Here is a 19042-nt window from a genome sequence, read left to right as displayed (position 1 = left end):
AGGCCATTAACCGTCTTTTTCTTTCTTCGCGGCTCTTATCATTTCCGGGTAACCCCATTTTTTTGCAGTAGCGCTTACTGTCATGGCTATGCGCTTTGCCCGGGTGGCTTCAGTTTTGGCGCTTTCAATCCATTTGGAAAAATAATTCTGGTGTGCCTGGGGAAGTGATTGAAAAAATGCCAGGGCAGGAGGTTCATCCGCCAGGCAATCGAGGAGTTCTTTTGAAAGCTCATAAGGCTTATCAACAGCTAACTGCACTTTTACCATAGCGCCCTTATTCTTTTTAATACCCTTTCGCATAGCAGCATTCACTGCAAGAAGGTATTTTCCTCCTCCCATTGGTATTAAACCTACGCCCTGTATAACATAGCTGTCTAATTTGCCCTTCACCCTGAATGCTTTTTTATTGCCGGGATTCAGCTTCTCTGCTATATCTGCGGGAACTTCAATATAAGTCCAGCCGGTTTTATCTCCGTGCTCATCAAATTTCTGGAGTATAGCGGTAAAGGTTATCATCTTTATATAAATCCAAAATACATAATCTTTAAGAAGTAAGTATACCTGACAGCATATTTTACTCTTTATTAAGTTGACTATATTTATTTCTCAATATAAGCTGTATGAAATTTTTAGTGACACTTACACTATTGCTGGGTTTTGTTTGCTTTTCCTGCGCCCAGGATACAGATAAAAAAGATATTCCGGCACTCATCAATAACACCCGTGAACTCCGAACATTGATGCAATCTGACCCTCACCGGCCTATATACCATTTTGTGGCGCCTGAAGGCCATGCTATGCCATTTGATCCAAACGGTGCTATTTACTGGAAAGGAAAATATCATCTCGGGTATATATACCAAAAGTTGCGTAACGGAAAATATGAGCATGTTTGGGGGCACGCCGTATCTACAGATCTCCTGCATTGGTCATTGTACCCTGATATGCTTGATATAAAAAACGGAGACCTGGAAAAGGGCATTTTCAGCGGCGGCACTTTTTTATCAAAGGAAGGCATACCACATATTATGTATCATGGCGAAGGTGCTAATGCTAACATGGTAGCCTACTCTAATGATGATGATTTAAAAGCCTGGAAAAAATTTGAAGGTAACCCTGTATTAAAAACCCCCGATATTAAAGATCCATTGAACAACAAAGCGGAATATTCAGCCTGGGATCCTGAAGGGTGGTATGATACTAAAGCCGGATACTATTACCAGATCTCGGGAGGAAAAAATCCTGCGCTTTTTAAATCAAAGGATATGTATACATGGCAGCATCTGGGGCGGCTGCTGGATGGCAATAAAAAATTTTTATATGATAGTGAAGATCTTTCCTGCCCGGACTTTTTTTCAATTGGAGGAAAGTCAATGCTTTTATTCATTAGTCATAACATAGGTGCTCAGTATTTTATCGGAAATTTTGCTAATGATCATTACACAATAGAACAACATGGAAGAATGAATTGGCCGGGTGGTACTTTTTTTGCACCGGAACAGTTAAAGGATGATAATGGAAGAAATATTATCTGGGGCTGGGTATTGGAAAGAAAACCCGCGGGTTTTAAAGACTATGGCTGGTCCGGCATTATGAGCATGCCACGGGTACTATCTCTTGATAAAAACAATATACTGCAAATCAATCCTCCTGCGGAAATTTCGGCTATACGTACCAGTGAGGCAAAGGAAGAAAATATTGTTGTATCGCCCGATAGCGAAAAAACGCTTAAAGCATCAGGTACTTCCCTGGAAATAAAATTGGAGTTGGAAGGGGGAAACAGATCAGCTTACGGCGTAAAGGTATTTTGCTCACCGGATGGCAGGGAAGAAACCGTGATCAGCTATGATCCTATAAAAAAGGATATCACTATCAATTTTATAAAGTCGTCTGTTAACGGACCGGTTATGATGCCGGCCAATGCCATGTTTGGAAAACCTGTAGATGGTTTCCCGGAAAAAGTATCTGAACAATCAGCGCCGTTTGAATTAAAGCCGGGAGAAAAATTATTGCTGGATATTTTTATTGACCGGTCAGTTATTGAAGTATTTGCAAATGGCCGGCAATGTATTACCCAGGTAGTATATCCTGAGCTGGCTGAAAGTACAGGAATTAAAATTTTCAGTAAAGGAGAAAAAGTATCGGCTAAAGAAGTACAGGTTTGGAAAATGGCGCAAACAAATAGTTACTGATGCCATTTTATCAATAGCTCTGTCATGAAGGGCAGATAATTAAAAAGCGACAATTTATTTTGCCGCTTTAGTCCAACCCCATTTTGCACCCAGAATATTTTTAACTGAAATCCCTCGGACCTTCGCCAAGCGGTTCTTCATTTGTTGATATTTGAAACCAATATAATTTATTAGCACTATCCGCAGCCCAGTTAAAATGAACAGGCTTTTCGCTTTGCAAAATCTTGTACATATCTTCAAAATCAGCTACCGGCGCATACGCTACCACAAATTTTGTAGTGGCGGGCGTTACATATCCAACATCGGCATCGTTAGTAATGGTTTCTCCTACAAAAAAATAAATTACAATATTTTGTACCTGTGCCGTGGGTGTTTTAGGCACAAGCGAAATCCACCTTCTATGATAATTCGCTGCATCACGCTGCCTGTTGGTTCCTACATAATATGACTTGATTTCCATAAATGATTTTTTAGTTTTAAATATTTGTTGTCTATATAAGCATTGTGGCGTATTTGTTACCTGCATGAGTAGAAAAAATAGCAACAAGCCTCTCTTATTCCAGCAAGAAGATGTTTTGTTCTAACAAAAAACATATCTTGTCTATCCTAAAATCACAGTATGAAATCCCTCACATCTTTTATGCTCCTGGCAGCAATGCTCTTCAGCATGAGTGTTTCCGCACAAAAAAGAGTAATTATTATAGGTCTTGATGGCTTTGGCTCAGAAGGCTTTAACGGATCCAAACACCCTAATCTTGACCAGTTACTGGCTGAAGGAACGTATTCATTAACTACCAGACCTGTTATGCCTTCTGTTACACTTCCTAACTGGACAAGTCATCTCACAGGCTCAGGTCCTGAAGAGCATGGCGTAACAGGTAACGACTGGAAATTAGCCTCGCATCAGCTTGAACCAATTGATAAGGACCAGGACGGATATTATCCTTCTATTTTTAAAATATTAAAAGAGCAGGTTCCAAATGTTAAGACCGGGTATTATTATAACTGGGCCGATCTGATCAACTCAATAAATAAACGATACTTTGATGAAATATCTTTTGAAGACCATGAAGGCTATGAGCGTAATTATGAGAAAGCTTTCAACTTTATAGTAGCCAATAAGCAAGACCCAACACTTGTTTTTTTATACAGCGTGCATACAGATCATGCAGGGCATACTTATAACTGGATGTCGCCGGAATATTTGCAGGCTATTGAACAAGGCGATATAGCTATTGGTAAACTAATCAATAACCTCAAAGCCGAAAACCTGTTTAACGATACACACTTTATTCTTATAACAGATCATGGAGGCATTGAAAAGAAACACGGCGGTGTAAGTATGCATGAAATGCAGGTCCCCTGGGGAGTTGTTGGCCCGAAAATAAAAAAACAGGGATTAAAAGAATTTTACAACAGCAATAAAAACACAGCGCTTGTAGTGGCTCAGCTATTTGGCATTAAAAGAAAAAAATTACCGGAAAGCTGGATTGGCGTGCTACCGGAAGGGATTTTTAAGTAACCGGGGCAAGCCATTTAAAATACAAATACTTTAATGAAACTTACAATCTATATACATTTTACCAGTAACCGGGTTAGCCGCCTCTTTTTGTCTGGTTCCGCCGCAGGCGGAATTGAAAAAATGCGAAGCATATTTTTTCAAAAGACAAAAAGCAGCGGCGTTCCGGTTACGCAGCCCGCCGGCTGCGGAGGCAAAAAAGTAATAAATTATATAGTCTTGCCTGCAGTAAAGTTCATATACTCACAAAACAATGAAATATTCTGTCATTCATCGCCTGCTCCCTGCAATGCTCAGCCTGTTCTTTATACAAAATCCTATTTTGGCACAATCGCATACAATGGATTGGGTGCCTGTTGCACCAGGCGTATGGAAAGCCGTTACCGGCAACCCGGAAAATATTGACCCCTTACGCATTGCCGGCATTAAACCTGATATGCATGCATTACAAAAGCTTGGTGAAACAACTTTTCCTCAAAACCTACGGCAAAGCACAAGCGAACAATATGACGCTAAAACCATGCTGTGGTTTCCGCTTTTAAAAAATGAACAGTTATTTGGGCTGGGACTGAATTTTAAATCAGTACAGCAAAGAGGCACGGTAAAAGAACTGCAGGTTGATCATTACGGTGGCGAAGATAATGGCCGCACGCATGCCCCTGTTCCTTTTTATATTTCTGATAATGGTTATGGCGTGCTTGTTAATGTGGCGCGCCGCATTAAAGTATATGCAGGCATAGCCGTTAGAAAGGATAGCAAAAATCCGCCGGAAGAAATGAACCGCAATACACAGCGCAACTGGAACCCGCAACCTTATTCTGATGCTGTGGAAATGATAATACCTTCAGCAGGTGCAGAGATATACATTTTTGCAGGCCGCAATCCGATGGAAGTAGTGCAGCGCTATAACCTGTTCTGCGGAGGCGGTGTTCTGCCACCTAAATGGGGACTTGGTTTTACACAGCGTGTACCAACATTATATACTGACAAGCAGGTGATGGAAGAAGTGAACGCATTTGAAGAAAAAGGCTACCCTTTAAGTTTTGTTGGGCTTGAACCAGGCTGGCAAACCTATTCCTATCCAAACAATTTTGTTTGGGATGAGAGCCGTTTTCCGCAGCCGGAAAATTTTGTACAACAACTCCTCAGTAAAAATATACGTGTCAATTTATGGATCAATCCTTATATCTCTTCCCATGCACCATTCTTTAACGAAATGCAGCCTTATACCGGAACCCATACTGTTTGGGCGGGTCAGGTTCCCGACCTTACCATGAAACCTGTGCAGGATCTATACAAGCAATTATTTTCGCAACAGCATCTTAATATAGGCGTATCTGGCTATAAAGTGGATGAAACAGATGGTTATGATTTCTGGCTATGGCCTGATGCCGCCAAATTTCCTTCTGGCGTAAGTGGTGAACAAATGCGGCAGATATACGGGTTACAATTTCAGAAAATGAGTGATGCATGGTTTCGCGAAAAAAATCAACGTACTTATGGACTTACCCGCGCCTCCAATGCCGGCGCATCTTCTATGCCTTATGTGATTTACAATGATTACTATAATCACCGCGATTTTATAACCGCGCTTTGCAACAGTAGTTTTATAGGCGTGTTGTGGACGCCGGAAGCCCGCTCTTCCAAAACCGCGGAAGAATGGTTGCGCCGTATGCAAACGGTTTGCTTTTCGCCTATGGCGATGCTCAATGCATGGGCTGATGGAACAAAGCCCTGGTCGTTCCCTGAGGTTGCAGACGAAGTAAAAGATGTGATGACATTGCGTATGCAATTGTTGCCCTATTTGTATAACAGCTTTGCGCAATATCATTTTGAAGGCAAGCCGCCGGTCAGGGCAATGAACCTGGCGGATGGTTTTTATTTTGATGCAAAAACTGAAAAGGGGAAACTGAACTCTTCTGATAATCCTTATGAAATGGCGCTGAAGAAAGATATTAATGACCAGTTTATGCTTGGCGATTATATATTGGTTGCGCCGTTATTTGCAGGGCAGGAAGAGCGTGAGGTGATTTTACCCAAAGGCAGATGGTATGATTTTTATACCGGGGAGCTTGCAGGCGAAAGCGATATCATTAAAATCAAACAGAAGCTTGGAAAGATCCCATTATTTGTAAAAGAAGGAGGTTTTATACCTATGATACCGTATATGCCGCATACACCTGAAAAAAATGAAATGCTTCCGCTGCAGGTAAGATATTATGGCAATATTGAAAACACAATGGAATTATACGACGATGATGGTGAAACCTTTGATTATGAAAAAGGAAATTTTGCCAAAGCAACTTTATCTGTAAAGAAAGATAAGAAAGGCGCACTTAAAGGAAATGCGGTATTGCCTAAAAGCAAATACTTTCATTACAATAATGTTACCTGGGAGTTTATAACAAAGAGCAGATGATGCACAGGTAATGTATTATTACATGCCGGAACGCTCTGAAAAATTCAATGTCAGCACATGCTTCTCTGGCTTTATCCTGATCACTTCGTCTTTCGGCGATCTTGAAAAATTTCCTTTTCCTGCCTTTACATGATAATTCATTTTTTCAAAGCGGCAGTATATTGCTTTAGAAGTGATTTTAGTAAAAGGCAACTTTGCCGTATCACCTGCCGATAATTCTAAAAACCAGTCAGCGTTGCCCGCTCCTTCCATCTTAATGGTGAACTGCTTTTCATTTATCTCCATCAGCATTTTTGCGTTGAATGATTTTACCGGCCACTCAATAAATAATTTACCGGCTATATTATCTTTTATAACCGGGCTGCCGCCTTCTATCATTATTTCTTTTCCATTAACCATTGCTTTAAAACGCAATGCCGCGGTTTTTCCATGTGTGCTCCATAAATAACCATCTACAAAAGGCAGCGTATAAAAAGCACATTCATTGGTGGTTGTTACATTTTCAGTATAGTAAGAAGGAAGGTTTTCATCAAACAAATGGATATCCCTGAAACGGAGTGTATTGTTACTATCCCATAATAAATTAAAGCGATAGAAACGGCTGTTGAACCAAACTGTTTTTTTATTGCTATCGCCTAAATCATCATTCACCGTTACAGATGTGGGTGGAGTTAGTTTATATTGCTTCTTAAACCATTCACCTGAAGCAGCCAACGTTTCTACTTGCAGTTTCTTTTCATCTCTCAATTGTGCGATCAATGGCATTTGTATTTCAAAGCCCTTCTTCATGGCATTCCAGGTAAAAGAATTTTCCTGTCCTGCCTGCACATAATTATACGCCATGCACTGCCCTTCGGTAAATGTTTTGAAATACCAATGCACCCAGGCCGAATCTCCGCCGCCAAACCGGTATACCGGCTCAAGCGTAACAACGCCTTGCCCGTTGCTTCCGCTTCCCTTATCGTCGTACTGCCGCACCGGATCGCTGCCCAACATTCTGAAAACCGGGACAGGCGTTTGATTAGTTTCTGTTTGTGCAGGCATATAACTATTTACCTTGCTCGGGTAATATGCCTGGTTCCAGTATCCGCCCCATAATGTATATCCGTCAGTACCTACCTGGTCTTTGCAATTGGCAGACGCAACAATCTTATATTTTTCATACATATAATTGAGTGTATGCGCATCAATAAACCATGAGGCAAAAGATTTGGGATAATAACCGAATATTTTTTTAAAATCCTCCATGTATACATCCACCAGTTTCTCCCGCTCCGATGGAATATACCCCGTAGAAAAACCGACATTCGCATGCCAGTCCCAGGGGTAACGTCCACGCCATTTATAACCGGCTTTTTCCACCAGCGGCTGCGGAATTTCCCACCAGCCGCCTATTTCAAAAGAATCAGCCGGAAGACTTTTTAAAAGTTGCTGGTATCGCGCATCCATTAATGCATCATACTGCAATAAAAATGTTCCGGGCAATTTATATTTTCTCATTATCTCTACCTGCTTTACAACAGTTTGAAATAATACATCCTCCGTTATGGCTGCATCACGTGGCTCAAGCAGGCGGATGAAGTTGATGATATTGACGATTTTAGGGGTTGCGTTATTGGCGGATGTTTGAGCGGACACGTTCAATTGTATACTGCATAATAAAAAACCGGTAATAATATACTTCGGTACTGAAACCATTTTTTTCATATTGACCAAAGATAGTAAGAAGAAATTTAGCTTGTAAATTGACTGGAAGAATATCTTATACAAATATGTGGTTGAAAAAGTAAATTTATATTGGGAACACCATATCAAAGTCTTACTCAAGGATGTTTAACTGCTCAACCTATGTCAGATAAATTTCAGAATAAATATCGCATTGCTTCTACGCGTTTACAAAACCGGGATTACAGGTGGAATGCACCATATTTCATAACTATCTGTACTCTGAACAGGGAATATTATTTTGGTGAAATTGAAACCGCAAAAATAGTTTTATCTAAACAAGGAATATTGGCAGATGTTCTCTGGCATGAAATAAAAAATCATGCAAAAAATATTGACCTTGACGAATTTGTTATAATGCCCAATCATATACATGGCATTTTGATTTTAACTGGCAACGATGGCGTACCTGTAGAGACAAGGCATGCCTTGTCTCTACAGGTAAATCCACCAAAACAATCACAACCGCCACCCACCATTGGTCAACAACGATTTCAAAACCAAGGTAAAAATTCTGTATCATCTATTAGCGGTTCGTATAAATCGGCAGTAACCAAACATGCAAACCGGTTAGGGCTGGCATTTAGGTGGCAGGCGCGTTTTTACGAACATATTATTCGCAGCGCAGAAGAATACCAACGCATCAAAAAATTATATAGCCAATAATCCGGCGAAATGGAAGGAAGATAAATTTTATGGCACAACAATGTAGAGACAAGGTGTGCCTTGTCTCTACATTGTATTAATTTGCATCCCCCATTCACCATTTATTCAATAAAAAATATATGTGAAGACTTTGCGACAATCGTTTAGAAATTTTCCTCGTAGTTTTCCCATAAAAATCCTCCATATCTCCTTTCTTATCCACACTTTGTTCATAACATTCGTCAAGGTGTCATTCTTGTGTATAACTCGTTAACAATAATGGCGTTTAGCAAAATTACCTGCACTATTTTTCATACTGATTCTGTTATTTTTGCCCACTCTAAAAAAATGAAACCGTGCGTTTAAAAAGCTTAGAAATAAAAGGATTTAAAAGTTTTGCGGATAAAACAACCATCAACTTTGATGAAGGTATTACCGGCATTATCGGGCCCAATGGCTGCGGAAAAAGTAATATCATTGATTCTATCCGCTGGGTAATCGGTGAGCACAAAATCAGTAACCTGAGAAGCGAGAATCTCGAAAGCCTGGTTTTTAACGGCTCAAAAACAAGAAGCGCCAGCGGATTGGCTGAAGTGAGCCTGACGTTTGAGAATACACGCAACCTGTTACCTACCGAGTTTAATACGGTTACCGTTACGCGAAAATTTTATAAAAGCGGGGAAAGTGAGTATCGGCTGAATGACGTAAACTGCCGTTTGAAGGATATTCATAATCTCTTCCTCGATACAGGTGTCAGCACCGACAGCTATGCTATCATTGAATTGGGCATGGTAGATGATATCATCAAAGATAAAGACAACAGCCGCCGTCGCATGCTGGAGCAGGCTGCCGGTATCACCATCTATAAAACAAGAAAAAAAGAAGCCAAATTAAAGCTGGATGCTACTGAACAGGACCTTGCCCGTATTGAAGATCTTTTGTTTGAAATTAACAACCAGCTAAAAAGTCTTGAAAGCCAGGCAAAGAAAGCAGAGAAATATTACGAGATAAAGAAAGAATATAAAGAGCTGAGCGTTGAACTGGCAAAGGCAGCACTGGAAGGTTTTAACATTACTTACAAAGAACTGAACGAACAGCAGCAGCAGGAAATAGATAAGCGTTTTGAAATTGAAGCGGCCATAGCGCAGGAAGAAGCTGCCATTGAGCAGGAAAAAACAGGCTTTATTGAGCAGGAAAAGCAATTGCAGCAAATGCAGCATGCTTTTAATGACCTGCTTGGTAATGTACGCACCAAAGAAAATGAAAAAGGACTTGGCGAACAACGCCTGCAATATCTCACAGAAAGGCAAAACAGCCTGAATGATTTTTTACAAAAATCTGAAGGTCAGTTAAAAGGATTAGAAGAGAGTATACGTTTTACCGGTGAGCAGATAGTTGATGAAGAAAATAAATTAGCCGAATTTGCTGATAAACTTGATACCCTTAAACAAGGGGTGGAAGAAAAGCGTCATTCATTTGATGAGAAACGCTCTGCTATAGATATTATTCGCCGCGATAACCAGGCTTTGCAGCGCAGCCAGTTTGATGCAGAAAAGCAGGTAGCCGTTGCCGATACTTCTATACAAAATATACAAAGAGCAATTGTGCAGGGTGAAGAAGAGCAGCAACAGCGCCAGGCACAGATCAGTCAACTGGAAAAAGAAAAAGAAGAAAAAGAAATTGAGCTGGAAGATAAGCGCACGGACCTTCTGCAATTGCAGGAACAGCATGAGCATACCAAAGAGCAGATACTGCAAACACAGGCTTTGCTCGAAAGTTTAAGAAATGAACTGGCTGAGGAAAACCGTAAGCTTGATGCAAAGAAGAATGAGCATGCTTTATTAAAAAGCCTGATTGATTCGATGGAAGGTTATCCTGAAAGTGTGAAGTTTTTGCATAATAATCCTTCATGGAATCATACCGCGCCCATACTTTCTGATATTATTTATGTAAAGGAAGATTACAGGGCAGCCGTAGAAAATGTGCTGGAGCCTTACCTCAACTATTATGTAGTAAATAACCTGGAAGAAGGTTTGCAGGCTGTGCATTTACTGGATAGCAATAAAAAAGGGAAAGCTAATTTCTTTTTGCTGGATAAAGTAAACCAGTTCAGCGGCGATCAGCATCATCAGCCCGAAGGTACTATCAGCGCAATGAATGTGATAGAAGTTGATGACAGCTACAGAAAGCTGGCTGAATACCTGTTAAGCAATGTTTTTATTGCCGAAAATGAAGACGCCCTTCGCAACAGCAATGGCGCTGTGGTACTGGAAAAAACAGGGAAATATGTAAAAGGGAAATATGCCCTTACCGGCGGCAGCGTAGGCTTGTTTGAGGGTAAGAAAATAGGCCGTGCAAAAAATCTTGAAAAGCTGCACGAAGAAATTATGGCGCAGGAAATAGTAGTAAATGAATTGAAAGCTACCATCCAGATGCGTCATAATGAAGTGATTGGCTATAATCAGCAATTGAAAGAGAACGCCATTCGCGAAACGCAGAATATCATCAACCAGTTAACTAACCAGGTGTTTGCGCTGCAGAACAAAATTGAGAACTATACACACCAGGAACAAAACGGCAGCAAACGCCTGGAAGACCTGCGCAACCAGTTGCAGGATAAGCAGGATAGTATTTCAGACGTGCGTGAAACACTTGAAAAATTAAACACACAGCTAAATGAACTGCAGGAAAAGCTGCAGCAATCTGAAATGGAATACGCTTCTGCAGAGCAGGAGTATAATTTTGCCAACGCTGCATATAACGATAGCAATCTTCAATATACCAGGTTGCAAAGCAAGGTTACCTCACTTAAGCAGGAACTGGATTTTAAAAGCGGGCAGCTTGCAGATCTGCAGAAACAAATTGAAAGCAGCAAGGGTCAATTAGAAGAAGCAACACAAAACATTACCACTACTATAGAAGCATTGCAGGCAACATCCGAAGCATTAATTGAAATGCTGCGTAATAAAGATGAGGAAGAGAAAAAATTAAATGAGGCTGATCAGGCATATTACAATCGCCGCAATGCATTAAGTGAAAAAGAAAATGTATTAAAGCAAAAGCAAAAATCTAAAGAGCAGTTAGATTATTTACTGAATGAAATTAAAGACAAACTCAGCGATCTTAAACTGCAACTGGCAGGAATGAAAGAGCGCCTGAGCGTGGAGTTCAGGGTTGATCTTGACGCGATATTGGATGAACCAAGGCAAACCGATACTCCGCTTGAAGATTTGCAAAGCGCCTGCGAGCGTATGAAAAAGCGTTTGGAGAATATGGGTGAAGTTAACCCAACCGCTATTGAAGCTTTCCAGGAAATGAAAAAACGTTACGAGTTTATTCTTGAACAAAAGAATGACCTGGTTACAGCAAAAGACAGCCTGCTGCAAACTATACAGGAAGTAGAAGCAACCGCCAATCAAAAGTTTCTTGAAACATTTAATGCGGTAAGAGAAAATTTCCAGAAAGTGTTTAAGGCATTGTTTACGGAAGAGGATACGGCAGATGTATTACTGGAAAATCCTGAAAACCTTGCGGAAACCGGTATTGATATTATAGCAAAACCAAAAGGTAAGCGCCCTTCTTCTATTACACAGTTAAGCGGTGGAGAAAAAACGCTTACTGCAACCGCGCTCTTATTTGCAATTTATCTTATTAAGCCTGCGCCATTCTGCATACTGGATGAGGTTGATGCGCCACTTGATGACGCAAATGTGAACAAGTTTACCAATATGATCCGTAAGTTCAGTGAGAACTCTCAGTTCATTATTGTTACCCATAATAAGATGACGATGTCAACCGTAGATATTATTTACGGGGTAACCATGCAGGAACCCGGTGTAAGTAAATTAGTGCCGGTAGATTTCAGGGGATTGAATTAATGTAAAGTTTGGGGTTTGTAGTTTTGGGTTCATGGTGGAGAGTGTAAAATAATAAACTCAACTACAAATCCTAAACCCAAATTTCGCTGTAACCTGATGTTGTGTAACAAGTTTTCCAACCCCTGAATGATTGGAAAACTTTAACGCAAATTTCAAATCTCCAAATCATACCTCTTTCCCTTTTCTGTTTGCAACTCTATTTCCTTATCGAAATATTTTACTTTACATACACCACCTGCATTAGATAGTAATGATGCGGCAATCACTTTTCCGTTTTCCCATTTTATATCAAGCGTAAATCCTCCTCTTGCACGCAAGCCTTTTACCTCACCATTTTTCCATGAAGAAGGCAATGCCGGAAGTAGCTCAATAAAAGATTCATGGCTTTGCAGCAGCATTTCGGCAATGCCGGCAGTACCGCCAAAATTTCCATCAATCTGGAAAGGCGGATGCGCACAAAACAAATTATCATAAGTGCCACCGCTATTCGTCATTTCAACATCGCTTGATCTTACAGGATACAATAACCGATTCAGTAATATAAGCGCATGGTCGCCATCATGCAATCTTGTCCAGAAACCAATCTTCATTGCCAGTGACCAGCCCGTACCGCCATCTCCTCTTGCCTCAAGCGATTTTTTTGAAGCCATTGCAAGATCCGGCGTGCTGTAATAAGAAACCTGGCTCCCGGGATATAGTGCAAACAGGTGAGATACATGCCTGTGTGTTGGTTCCGTTTCTTTAAATTCTTCCGACCATTCCATTAATCTTCCATCGCTGCCAATACTGAGCGGCTGAAGATTTTGTAAAGCATATTCAATTTTTGCGATTGTATCATTTTTAACACTAAGCGCTTTTGCAGCCTGGATTGTATTGGTAAATAAATTATAAATCACCTCGTGATCATGCGCAGGCCCCATACTTATACTCGCAGTGCTTCCATCAGGAGCAATAAAATTATTTTCCGGTGAAGCGGCCGGGCCTGAAACCAGTTTTCCGGTCTTCGGGTTCTTTACCAGCCAGTCTGTATAAAACAACGCGGCAGACTCAAGTAAAGGAAATACTTTTTTGAGATATGCTTTATCCATAGTAAAAGCATAATGCTCCCATAAATGCTGGCTCATCCACGCGGAAGCACCTACATGCAAACCCCAGCTCGGATGCTCTCCCGGCGATGTGAAACCCCACACATTGGTAATAGGATGCATTACCCAGCCTTTAGCACGGTAATGTATATCCGAAGTTTTCTTTCCTGGTGCATATAACGATTCAATAAGTGATACAAGCTGCAAGTGGCTTTCAGAAAGATTGGCAACTTCTACCGGCCAATAATTCATCTGAACATTTACATCGGTATGATAATCACAGTTCCAGGGCGTTTGAATTTTATTTGCCCACATGCCCTGCAGGTTAGCGGGTAATGTTCCCTTGCGGGATGAGGATAACAGCAAATACCTGCCATACTGAAAATACAAAGCATACAGGTATGGCTCATTTTTAGTTTGTTTGTTTTTCTGCAATAGTTCATTGGTAGGTATATCCGCTCCCTCATTTCCCAATTGCAACGAAACCCTGTTCATAAACGATGAAAAATCGCTGATATGCTTTTGCTTTAATACAGCGAATGGCGTTGATACGGCAGCGTTAGTGCGCTTAATTAATTCTTCCTGGTAATTATTATTGGTATAGTCGGGATAATGCAGGCGATAATTGGTTGCGGAGGTAATAACAAGCATTACTTCATTGCTCTTTGAAATGATTAATTTATTATCCTTTGCACTAAGCGTACCACCTTTGATAACTGGTGTTACTATTACCTTATAGCGCATACCATCACCTCCTTCACCATTATTCATCACTCCCGACATTACCAATCTTTTATTTTCTGTTGTAGTGATAAAACGCTCCGGTCTGTTCATATCCAAAGTAAATGAAACAGACCCGGGTTTTGATGCCGTAAGATGAACTATCAATGCCTGGGCAGGATAGCTTGAAAATATTTCCCGTTTGAACTGAATACCATTTTGTTCATACTTTACTGAAGCAACACCATTTATAATATTAAGGTCACGGTAATAATTTTTATAATCGCCTTTTGTATTGAAATCGATCCACAGGTCTCCCAATGTTTGATAGCACCCGAAAGGCACTGTTGAGCCATTTCCATTTCCGGAACCCTTGCCTTTGCAGATTTGTGTTTTGTTGGTAAGCTCGGTTGCTTCTTTATACTTTCCCGCGAACAATAAATTTCTTATTTCCTGCAAAGCGCTGTATGCATCCGGATTATCGTTATCAGCAACGCTTCCGCTCCACAGTGTTTTGTCATTAAGCTGCAAACGCTCTTTATGTACATCGCCAAAAACCATTGCGCCAACAGAGCCATTGCCTACAGGCAATGCCTTCAGCCATTCTTCATCATTTTTCCAACCTTCATCTACATCCTTTACAGCAGCATCAGCAGGCTGGGTATACCATAGCTTATAGTGGTTATTATTCTGGGCGAAAACTGTTGCGGAAAAACAAATACAGAAAACTATAAAAAAAGATTGTTTCATACAGGCATTTTAAAGCGGAAAAATACACTATACGGGTGAATAATGTATATATCGCACCATGAGATTGAAGGAAATATTGCGGATTGCTGCATATGCAAACTGTAACAAATGCAGTGCAGATGCTTCGTGCCTCAGCATGACAAACCGCAGTGGATAATACCCGCGGGGTATGCAGGCTTCGTATATTATTGGAGTGCAGGCAGATATTTTTCACTCCGCCACGGAGTGGAATAAGGATCGGGCTTAATGCTCATACAAGGTTCAATCCAGACTTTCGCAAGCGGGAGATGAACAGCAAGCTGATAATATGGTATTGCCTCATAAATCGTGAATAATGGCAGAGCGTAATTCTATTGAGCGTTGCTGATCTTATTACCTTCATAACAATACAGACCCCATACACATTACCTTATTATCTTATTGTGCCGGTATTAGTTTCTCGTTTGTAAAATAAAATTATAAAGTAATAAGATAGATGTTGATAGCTACAACATATTATTAAGATAATAAGATTTGGATATTAATACGATACATACTTACGCAAGCTAAAGAATATGATATTTTGAAAGTACTGTTAAACTATTGAACTTTTACCCGGAACAAAAACCTGAAATGCGCCCCATTATACAGATCAATGAATTTTAAAGTATATTTAGTGTATACTTCCCGCTCATGAAAAATAATATACGATTGTTTTTAATTGCAGCCATCTGCATTATCAATGTAAACCTTGCTTCAGCGCAAAAATGGATCAACCTTTTTAACGGTAAAGATTTAGCCGGGTGGCATATACTACCAGGCGGCAACTGGCAGGTAGAGAAAGGGGTTATTGTTGGCACCAGTACTGCTGACGAAAAAAAACATGGAATGCTATTAACCGACAGTATATTCGGAGATTTTGAGGTGGAGATATCATACAAAGCCGTAAAAGGCAATAGCGGACTTTATTTCAGGGCTGAAAAAGTGCAGGATGATGTTGGTGTATATGGTTTTCAGGCAGAGATTGATCCAGAAAAAGATGCCGGCGGTTTATATGAAACAGGCGGCAGAACATGGGTAGTAAAACCAACGCCTGAACAGGTTAAAACATGGTATAAGTCCAACCAGTGGAATACCATGAAAGTACGTGCTGTGGGCAGGGATATAACCGTTTGGGTGAATGGAAAGGAGACAGCAAAGCTTACCAATGACCCCGGCAGAACCGCAGGCAGAATAGGGTTGCAATTACATGGTGGTATGGATATGGAAATATATTTCAGGCAGGTGAGAATAAGAAGTTTGGAGTAGGGAAAGGGAAGTGGCGGTCAGCCATCAGCTATCGGCTATGAGCAATGGGCTGTCAGCACATTTTCCGGTAAAATTCCGTGTAGCTTTGTAATATCTGCTTATTCCGTGTTCTATTCTCCGCTTGGTTAAGAAGCACAATGATATGCAGATCAACGGAGCGTCGCCAATGTCGCCCAACCAGGGCTATGCAGTTGGTTACAATAAATCTTCGGTTATACTAAGGCGTTACTTCACTGGTTTATGATTCGCCCTGTAATGTTTCCTTAACCTTTTTCTTTGCCTGGCGAAGCCTGTAGTTGAACGTAAGATTTGCCTGGCGCATCCGCCCCTGTGAATTGGTAATTATATAAAAATTTGAGCCTTCAATTATGGAGCGGTATCTGCGTGAGTTAAATACATCTACAATATTTAATGTTAGTGTTGCCTTGTTCTTCATTATGTCTTTGCTTACAGCGAAATCCAAAGTGGCAAGTGATTTACGTTTACCCTGCGGTGTTTGCTGCGGCGCTTCATAATTACCGCGCAACTGAATATCTGTATTCTTCCAAACCGTTGTTCTGGACAGCAGCCGGAACAGCCAGCTATAAGTATCACTTTTAAATTCATCATCAAGATTGCTTCCGTCTGTTATTGCGCGGAAGAAATTAAAGCTACCGTCAACCTTCCACCAGTTCCACGGTGAATATGAGCCGGTAAATTCTGCGCCAAACGAATTTTCTGTTGCAAGGTTTTCCGGCAATGAAACGGTATTGCCATTTTCATCCACGCGGCGAACGGTCATTATTTTACCCTTTGTATTCCGGTAATACAATGATGAGCTGACAGAAAATTTACTGAGATACTTGATATGCCCTATTTCAAAGGAATGTGTGAACTCAGGGTTAAGGTCTGGATTACCGCTGAAATAATTTCGGTTATCGCTGTACGTCATAAAAGGGCTAAGATCATTATACTGCGGGCGCCTGATCCTTCTGCTATAGCTTAACTGCACCGCATGCCCGTTTGGCAAATCATAAGTAAGATGTACACTGGGAAAAAAATTCGCATACTTTCTCGGGTTAACCTGGTTGGTTTGCTTTAATGTAGTAGTTACGTTTGTCAGCTCCCCACGAACGCCAAGCTGATAAGAGAACTTTTTAACTTTATTGCTTACAATGGCGTATAGTGCATGAATATTTTCATTATACACAAAATTGTTGGTGAGTCCCGGCACTTCGAACCAGCTATTATCTGCTTCATGCTGGGTTACCGTATAGTTGTTGGTCATATCCCTGAAGCTGGTACGTATACCGGTTTCAAATTTTCCTTTTTCGCCAAAGGGTTGTATGTAATCTATTTGAGCGAGGTACTGTTTTTCAGTTTCGTCATTCAACGCACGTTGCAGCAGATATGGAATACCGGAAGATGTTCCATCAGGTTTATATACATGCTGCCCGAAATACTGGTCAGAATTTTCCCAGTTATCAAGATAACGGATATCGGCAGTCAATTCATGTCCCTCTCTTTTGAAAATACGTTTAAAATTTAACGAGTATTCGGAGTTAGGTTCTGTTTCTGTTTCATCCTGTGTGCGGTATGTGATAGCCGTGGGATCTTTTATTGTTCCGAGATAATCATGATAATAAATATCAGAAAATCTTTTACCCTTACTGATGCGGTAAGTATATGCGGCGGTTAAAATGTTTTTATCATCAAAATAATAGTCAAGCCCGGCGCGGGCAGTATTATATAATCCTTTGAGGTGATGCTCCATATTTTTTGTACTGATGAACACGCTGTCGTTCCGGTAAAACTCCTGGTATTGATCATTTTTCCCCGGAGCGTTACGATAGGAAGCGGTATAGTTCACAAAGAAATTGAGATTGCGGCGGCGATAGTTAACATTGGCTGCCAGGCCAAAGTTTTCAGGATAACCTGCAATTACATCAAACGAGCCGTTAAACCCATCTCTTTTTTCTTTTTTCAAAATTATGTTGATGATACCACCCATACCTTCCGCCTCATACCTTGCTGAAGGATTTGTAATAATCTCAATGCGATCAACCATACTCCCCTGCAGTTGCTGCAAACCACTGCCGCCTTTTATACTTACAAGCCCTGAAGGTTTTCCATCAATCAAAATCCTTACACTGTTGCTTCCTCTTAAGCTTACATTACCATCTACATCAACCGCAACAGAAGGTACATTACTGAGTATATCGGCTGCTGTTCCCCCGCTGTTGGCAAGATCTTTACCAACATTAAATACTTTTTTATCGAGCGAAAGCTGCATACTGCTTTTTTCAGCACGCACCAATACTTCGTCAAGTGTTTTTGTTGAAGCGGTTAATTTTATAGTGCCCAGCTTATGGTTTGCATGATCGGCAGATAAATGTATAAGCGGTGATCTGTAGGAGTCGTAACCAATAAAATCTATTTCTATAAAATACCTGCCTGTGGAAGCATTGACAGAAAACTCACCGTTTTCCGCGGTATTAACAGCAGTTATTGCTATGCTGTCTCCCTGTTTGAACAGGCTTACCGTTGCAAAACCCAGCGCGGTATTGTGTGCAGCTTCAATTACTTTACCGGAAATGGCAAATGCGGGTTTTGTTTGAGCTGAGGTTTGTAAAAAACAAACAGTTACAATAATAATGGTAAAGGCATATTGTATAGCTCTTTTAAATACAGCAATATGATCAGGCATCGTTAGTAAATATCTCATCAGGTGCTAGTTAAGCTGATAGTTGTTATTAAACCGGTAAAAGTACCGAATAATCATGAGCCCTGCGTCCTGCACTTTCAGGTTTTCGGTTATATACAAAAACCTTCTGTGCTAACCT

At 40.6% G+C, this 19042-nt stretch carries 11 protein-coding genes; 6 read left to right on the top strand and 5 right to left on the bottom strand.

From position 1 onward, the window contains the following. Nucleotides 1-6 precede the first annotated feature (6 nt). Complete coding sequence (locus tag DC498_RS05935) at nt 7-516, bottom strand: YdeI/OmpD-associated family protein (protein WP_116873216.1); 510 nt, start codon at nt 514-516, stop codon at nt 7-9. A gap of 104 nt (nt 517-620) precedes the next feature. Here DC498_RS05935 and DC498_RS05930 point away from each other — a divergent pair, with 104 nt between their 5' ends. Further along, the gene (locus DC498_RS05930; RefSeq protein WP_116873215.1) at nt 621-2192 is read left to right on the top strand and encodes a glycoside hydrolase family 32 protein; all 1572 of its coding nucleotides are present in this window, start codon (nt 621-623) and stop codon (nt 2190-2192) included. Nucleotides 2193-2292: 100 nt separating this feature from the next. Here DC498_RS05930 and DC498_RS05925 read toward each other — a convergent pair whose 3' ends face one another. Further along, nucleotides 2293-2652, bottom strand: a complete 360-nt coding sequence (locus DC498_RS05925) for a hypothetical protein (protein WP_133176774.1) — start codon at nt 2650-2652, stop codon at nt 2293-2295. 159 nt (nt 2653-2811) lie between these two features. Here DC498_RS05925 and DC498_RS05920 point away from each other — a divergent pair, with 159 nt between their 5' ends. Both DC498_RS05920 and DC498_RS05915 read left to right on the top strand, forming a co-directional pair. After that, the gene (locus DC498_RS05920) at nt 2812-3714 is read left to right on the top strand and encodes an alkaline phosphatase family protein (protein ID WP_116873213.1); all 903 of its coding nucleotides are present in this window, start codon (nt 2812-2814) and stop codon (nt 3712-3714) included. A 250-nt stretch (nt 3715-3964) separates the two neighbouring features. Continuing rightward, the gene (locus tag DC498_RS05915) at nt 3965-6130 is read left to right on the top strand and encodes a glycoside hydrolase family 31 protein (RefSeq protein WP_240627882.1); all 2166 of its coding nucleotides are present in this window, start codon (nt 3965-3967) and stop codon (nt 6128-6130) included. Between the two features lie 18 nt (nt 6131-6148). On the opposite strand, the gene DC498_RS05910 is transcribed toward DC498_RS05915, so the two are convergent. After that, complete coding sequence (locus DC498_RS05910; RefSeq protein ID WP_116873212.1) at nt 6149-7837, bottom strand: hypothetical protein; 1689 nt, start codon at nt 7835-7837, stop codon at nt 6149-6151. Between the two features lie 90 nt (nt 7838-7927). Between DC498_RS05910 and DC498_RS05905 the strand changes: the two genes are divergently transcribed. Together DC498_RS05905 and smc are read left to right on the top strand one after the other, a co-directional pair. Continuing rightward, nucleotides 7928-8521, top strand: a complete 594-nt coding sequence (locus DC498_RS05905) for a transposase (RefSeq protein ID WP_206197535.1) — start codon at nt 7928-7930, stop codon at nt 8519-8521. A gap of 335 nt (nt 8522-8856) precedes the next feature. Beyond that, entirely contained in the window at nt 8857-12378 is a 3522-nt protein-coding gene (gene smc, locus DC498_RS05900; protein ID WP_116873211.1) for a chromosome segregation protein SMC, read from the top strand. A 152-nt stretch (nt 12379-12530) separates the two neighbouring features. On the opposite strand, the gene DC498_RS05895 is transcribed toward smc, so the two are convergent. Continuing rightward, nucleotides 12531-14933 carry a glycoside hydrolase family 95 protein gene (locus DC498_RS05895; protein WP_116873210.1) on the bottom strand — a complete coding sequence of 801 codons (2403 nt, stop codon included), beginning with the start codon at nt 14931-14933 and terminating at the stop codon, nt 12531-12533. Nucleotides 14934-15605: 672 nt separating this feature from the next. Between DC498_RS05895 and DC498_RS05890 the strand changes: the two genes are divergently transcribed. Beyond that, a complete protein-coding gene (locus tag DC498_RS05890; RefSeq protein WP_116873209.1) occupies nt 15606-16220 on the top strand; it encodes a 3-keto-disaccharide hydrolase in 615 nt (204 codons plus the stop codon). 238 nt (nt 16221-16458) lie between these two features. On the opposite strand, the gene DC498_RS05885 is transcribed toward DC498_RS05890, so the two are convergent. Continuing rightward, nucleotides 16459-18924, bottom strand: a complete 2466-nt coding sequence (locus DC498_RS05885) for a TonB-dependent receptor (RefSeq protein WP_206197534.1) — start codon at nt 18922-18924, stop codon at nt 16459-16461. Between the last annotated feature and the right edge of the window lie 118 nt (nt 18925-19042).

The sequence above is a fragment of the Terrimonas sp. genome (assembly GCF_003075435.1).
Classification (GTDB): Bacteria; Bacteroidota; Bacteroidia; order Chitinophagales; family Chitinophagaceae; genus Agriterribacter.
Note: the sequence above shows the minus strand (reverse complement) of the source record. Positions and strands in the feature narration are given on the sequence as shown.

Coding starts and splice junctions, on each gene's coding strand:
- DC498_RS05895 (WP_116873210.1), bottom strand. CDS start 14,933: ATGAAACAATCTTTTTTTATAGTTTTCTGTATTTGTTTTTCCGCAACA.
- DC498_RS05915 (WP_240627882.1), top strand. CDS start 3,965: ATGAAATATTCTGTCATTCATCGCCTGCTCCCTGCAATGCTCAGCCTG.
- DC498_RS05935 (WP_116873216.1), bottom strand. CDS start 516: ATGATAACCTTTACCGCTATACTCCAGAAATTTGATGAGCACGGAGAT.
- DC498_RS05930 (WP_116873215.1), top strand. CDS start 621: ATGAAATTTTTAGTGACACTTACACTATTGCTGGGTTTTGTTTGCTTT.
- DC498_RS05920 (WP_116873213.1), top strand. CDS start 2,812: ATGAAATCCCTCACATCTTTTATGCTCCTGGCAGCAATGCTCTTCAGC.
- DC498_RS05925 (WP_133176774.1), bottom strand. CDS start 2,652: ATGGAAATCAAGTCATATTATGTAGGAACCAACAGGCAGCGTGATGCA.
- DC498_RS05885 (WP_206197534.1), bottom strand. CDS start 18,924: ATGAGATATTTACTAACGATGCCTGATCATATTGCTGTATTTAAAAGA.
- DC498_RS05910 (WP_116873212.1), bottom strand. CDS start 7,837: ATGAAAAAAATGGTTTCAGTACCGAAGTATATTATTACCGGTTTTTTA.
- DC498_RS05890 (WP_116873209.1), top strand. CDS start 15,606: ATGAAAAATAATATACGATTGTTTTTAATTGCAGCCATCTGCATTATC.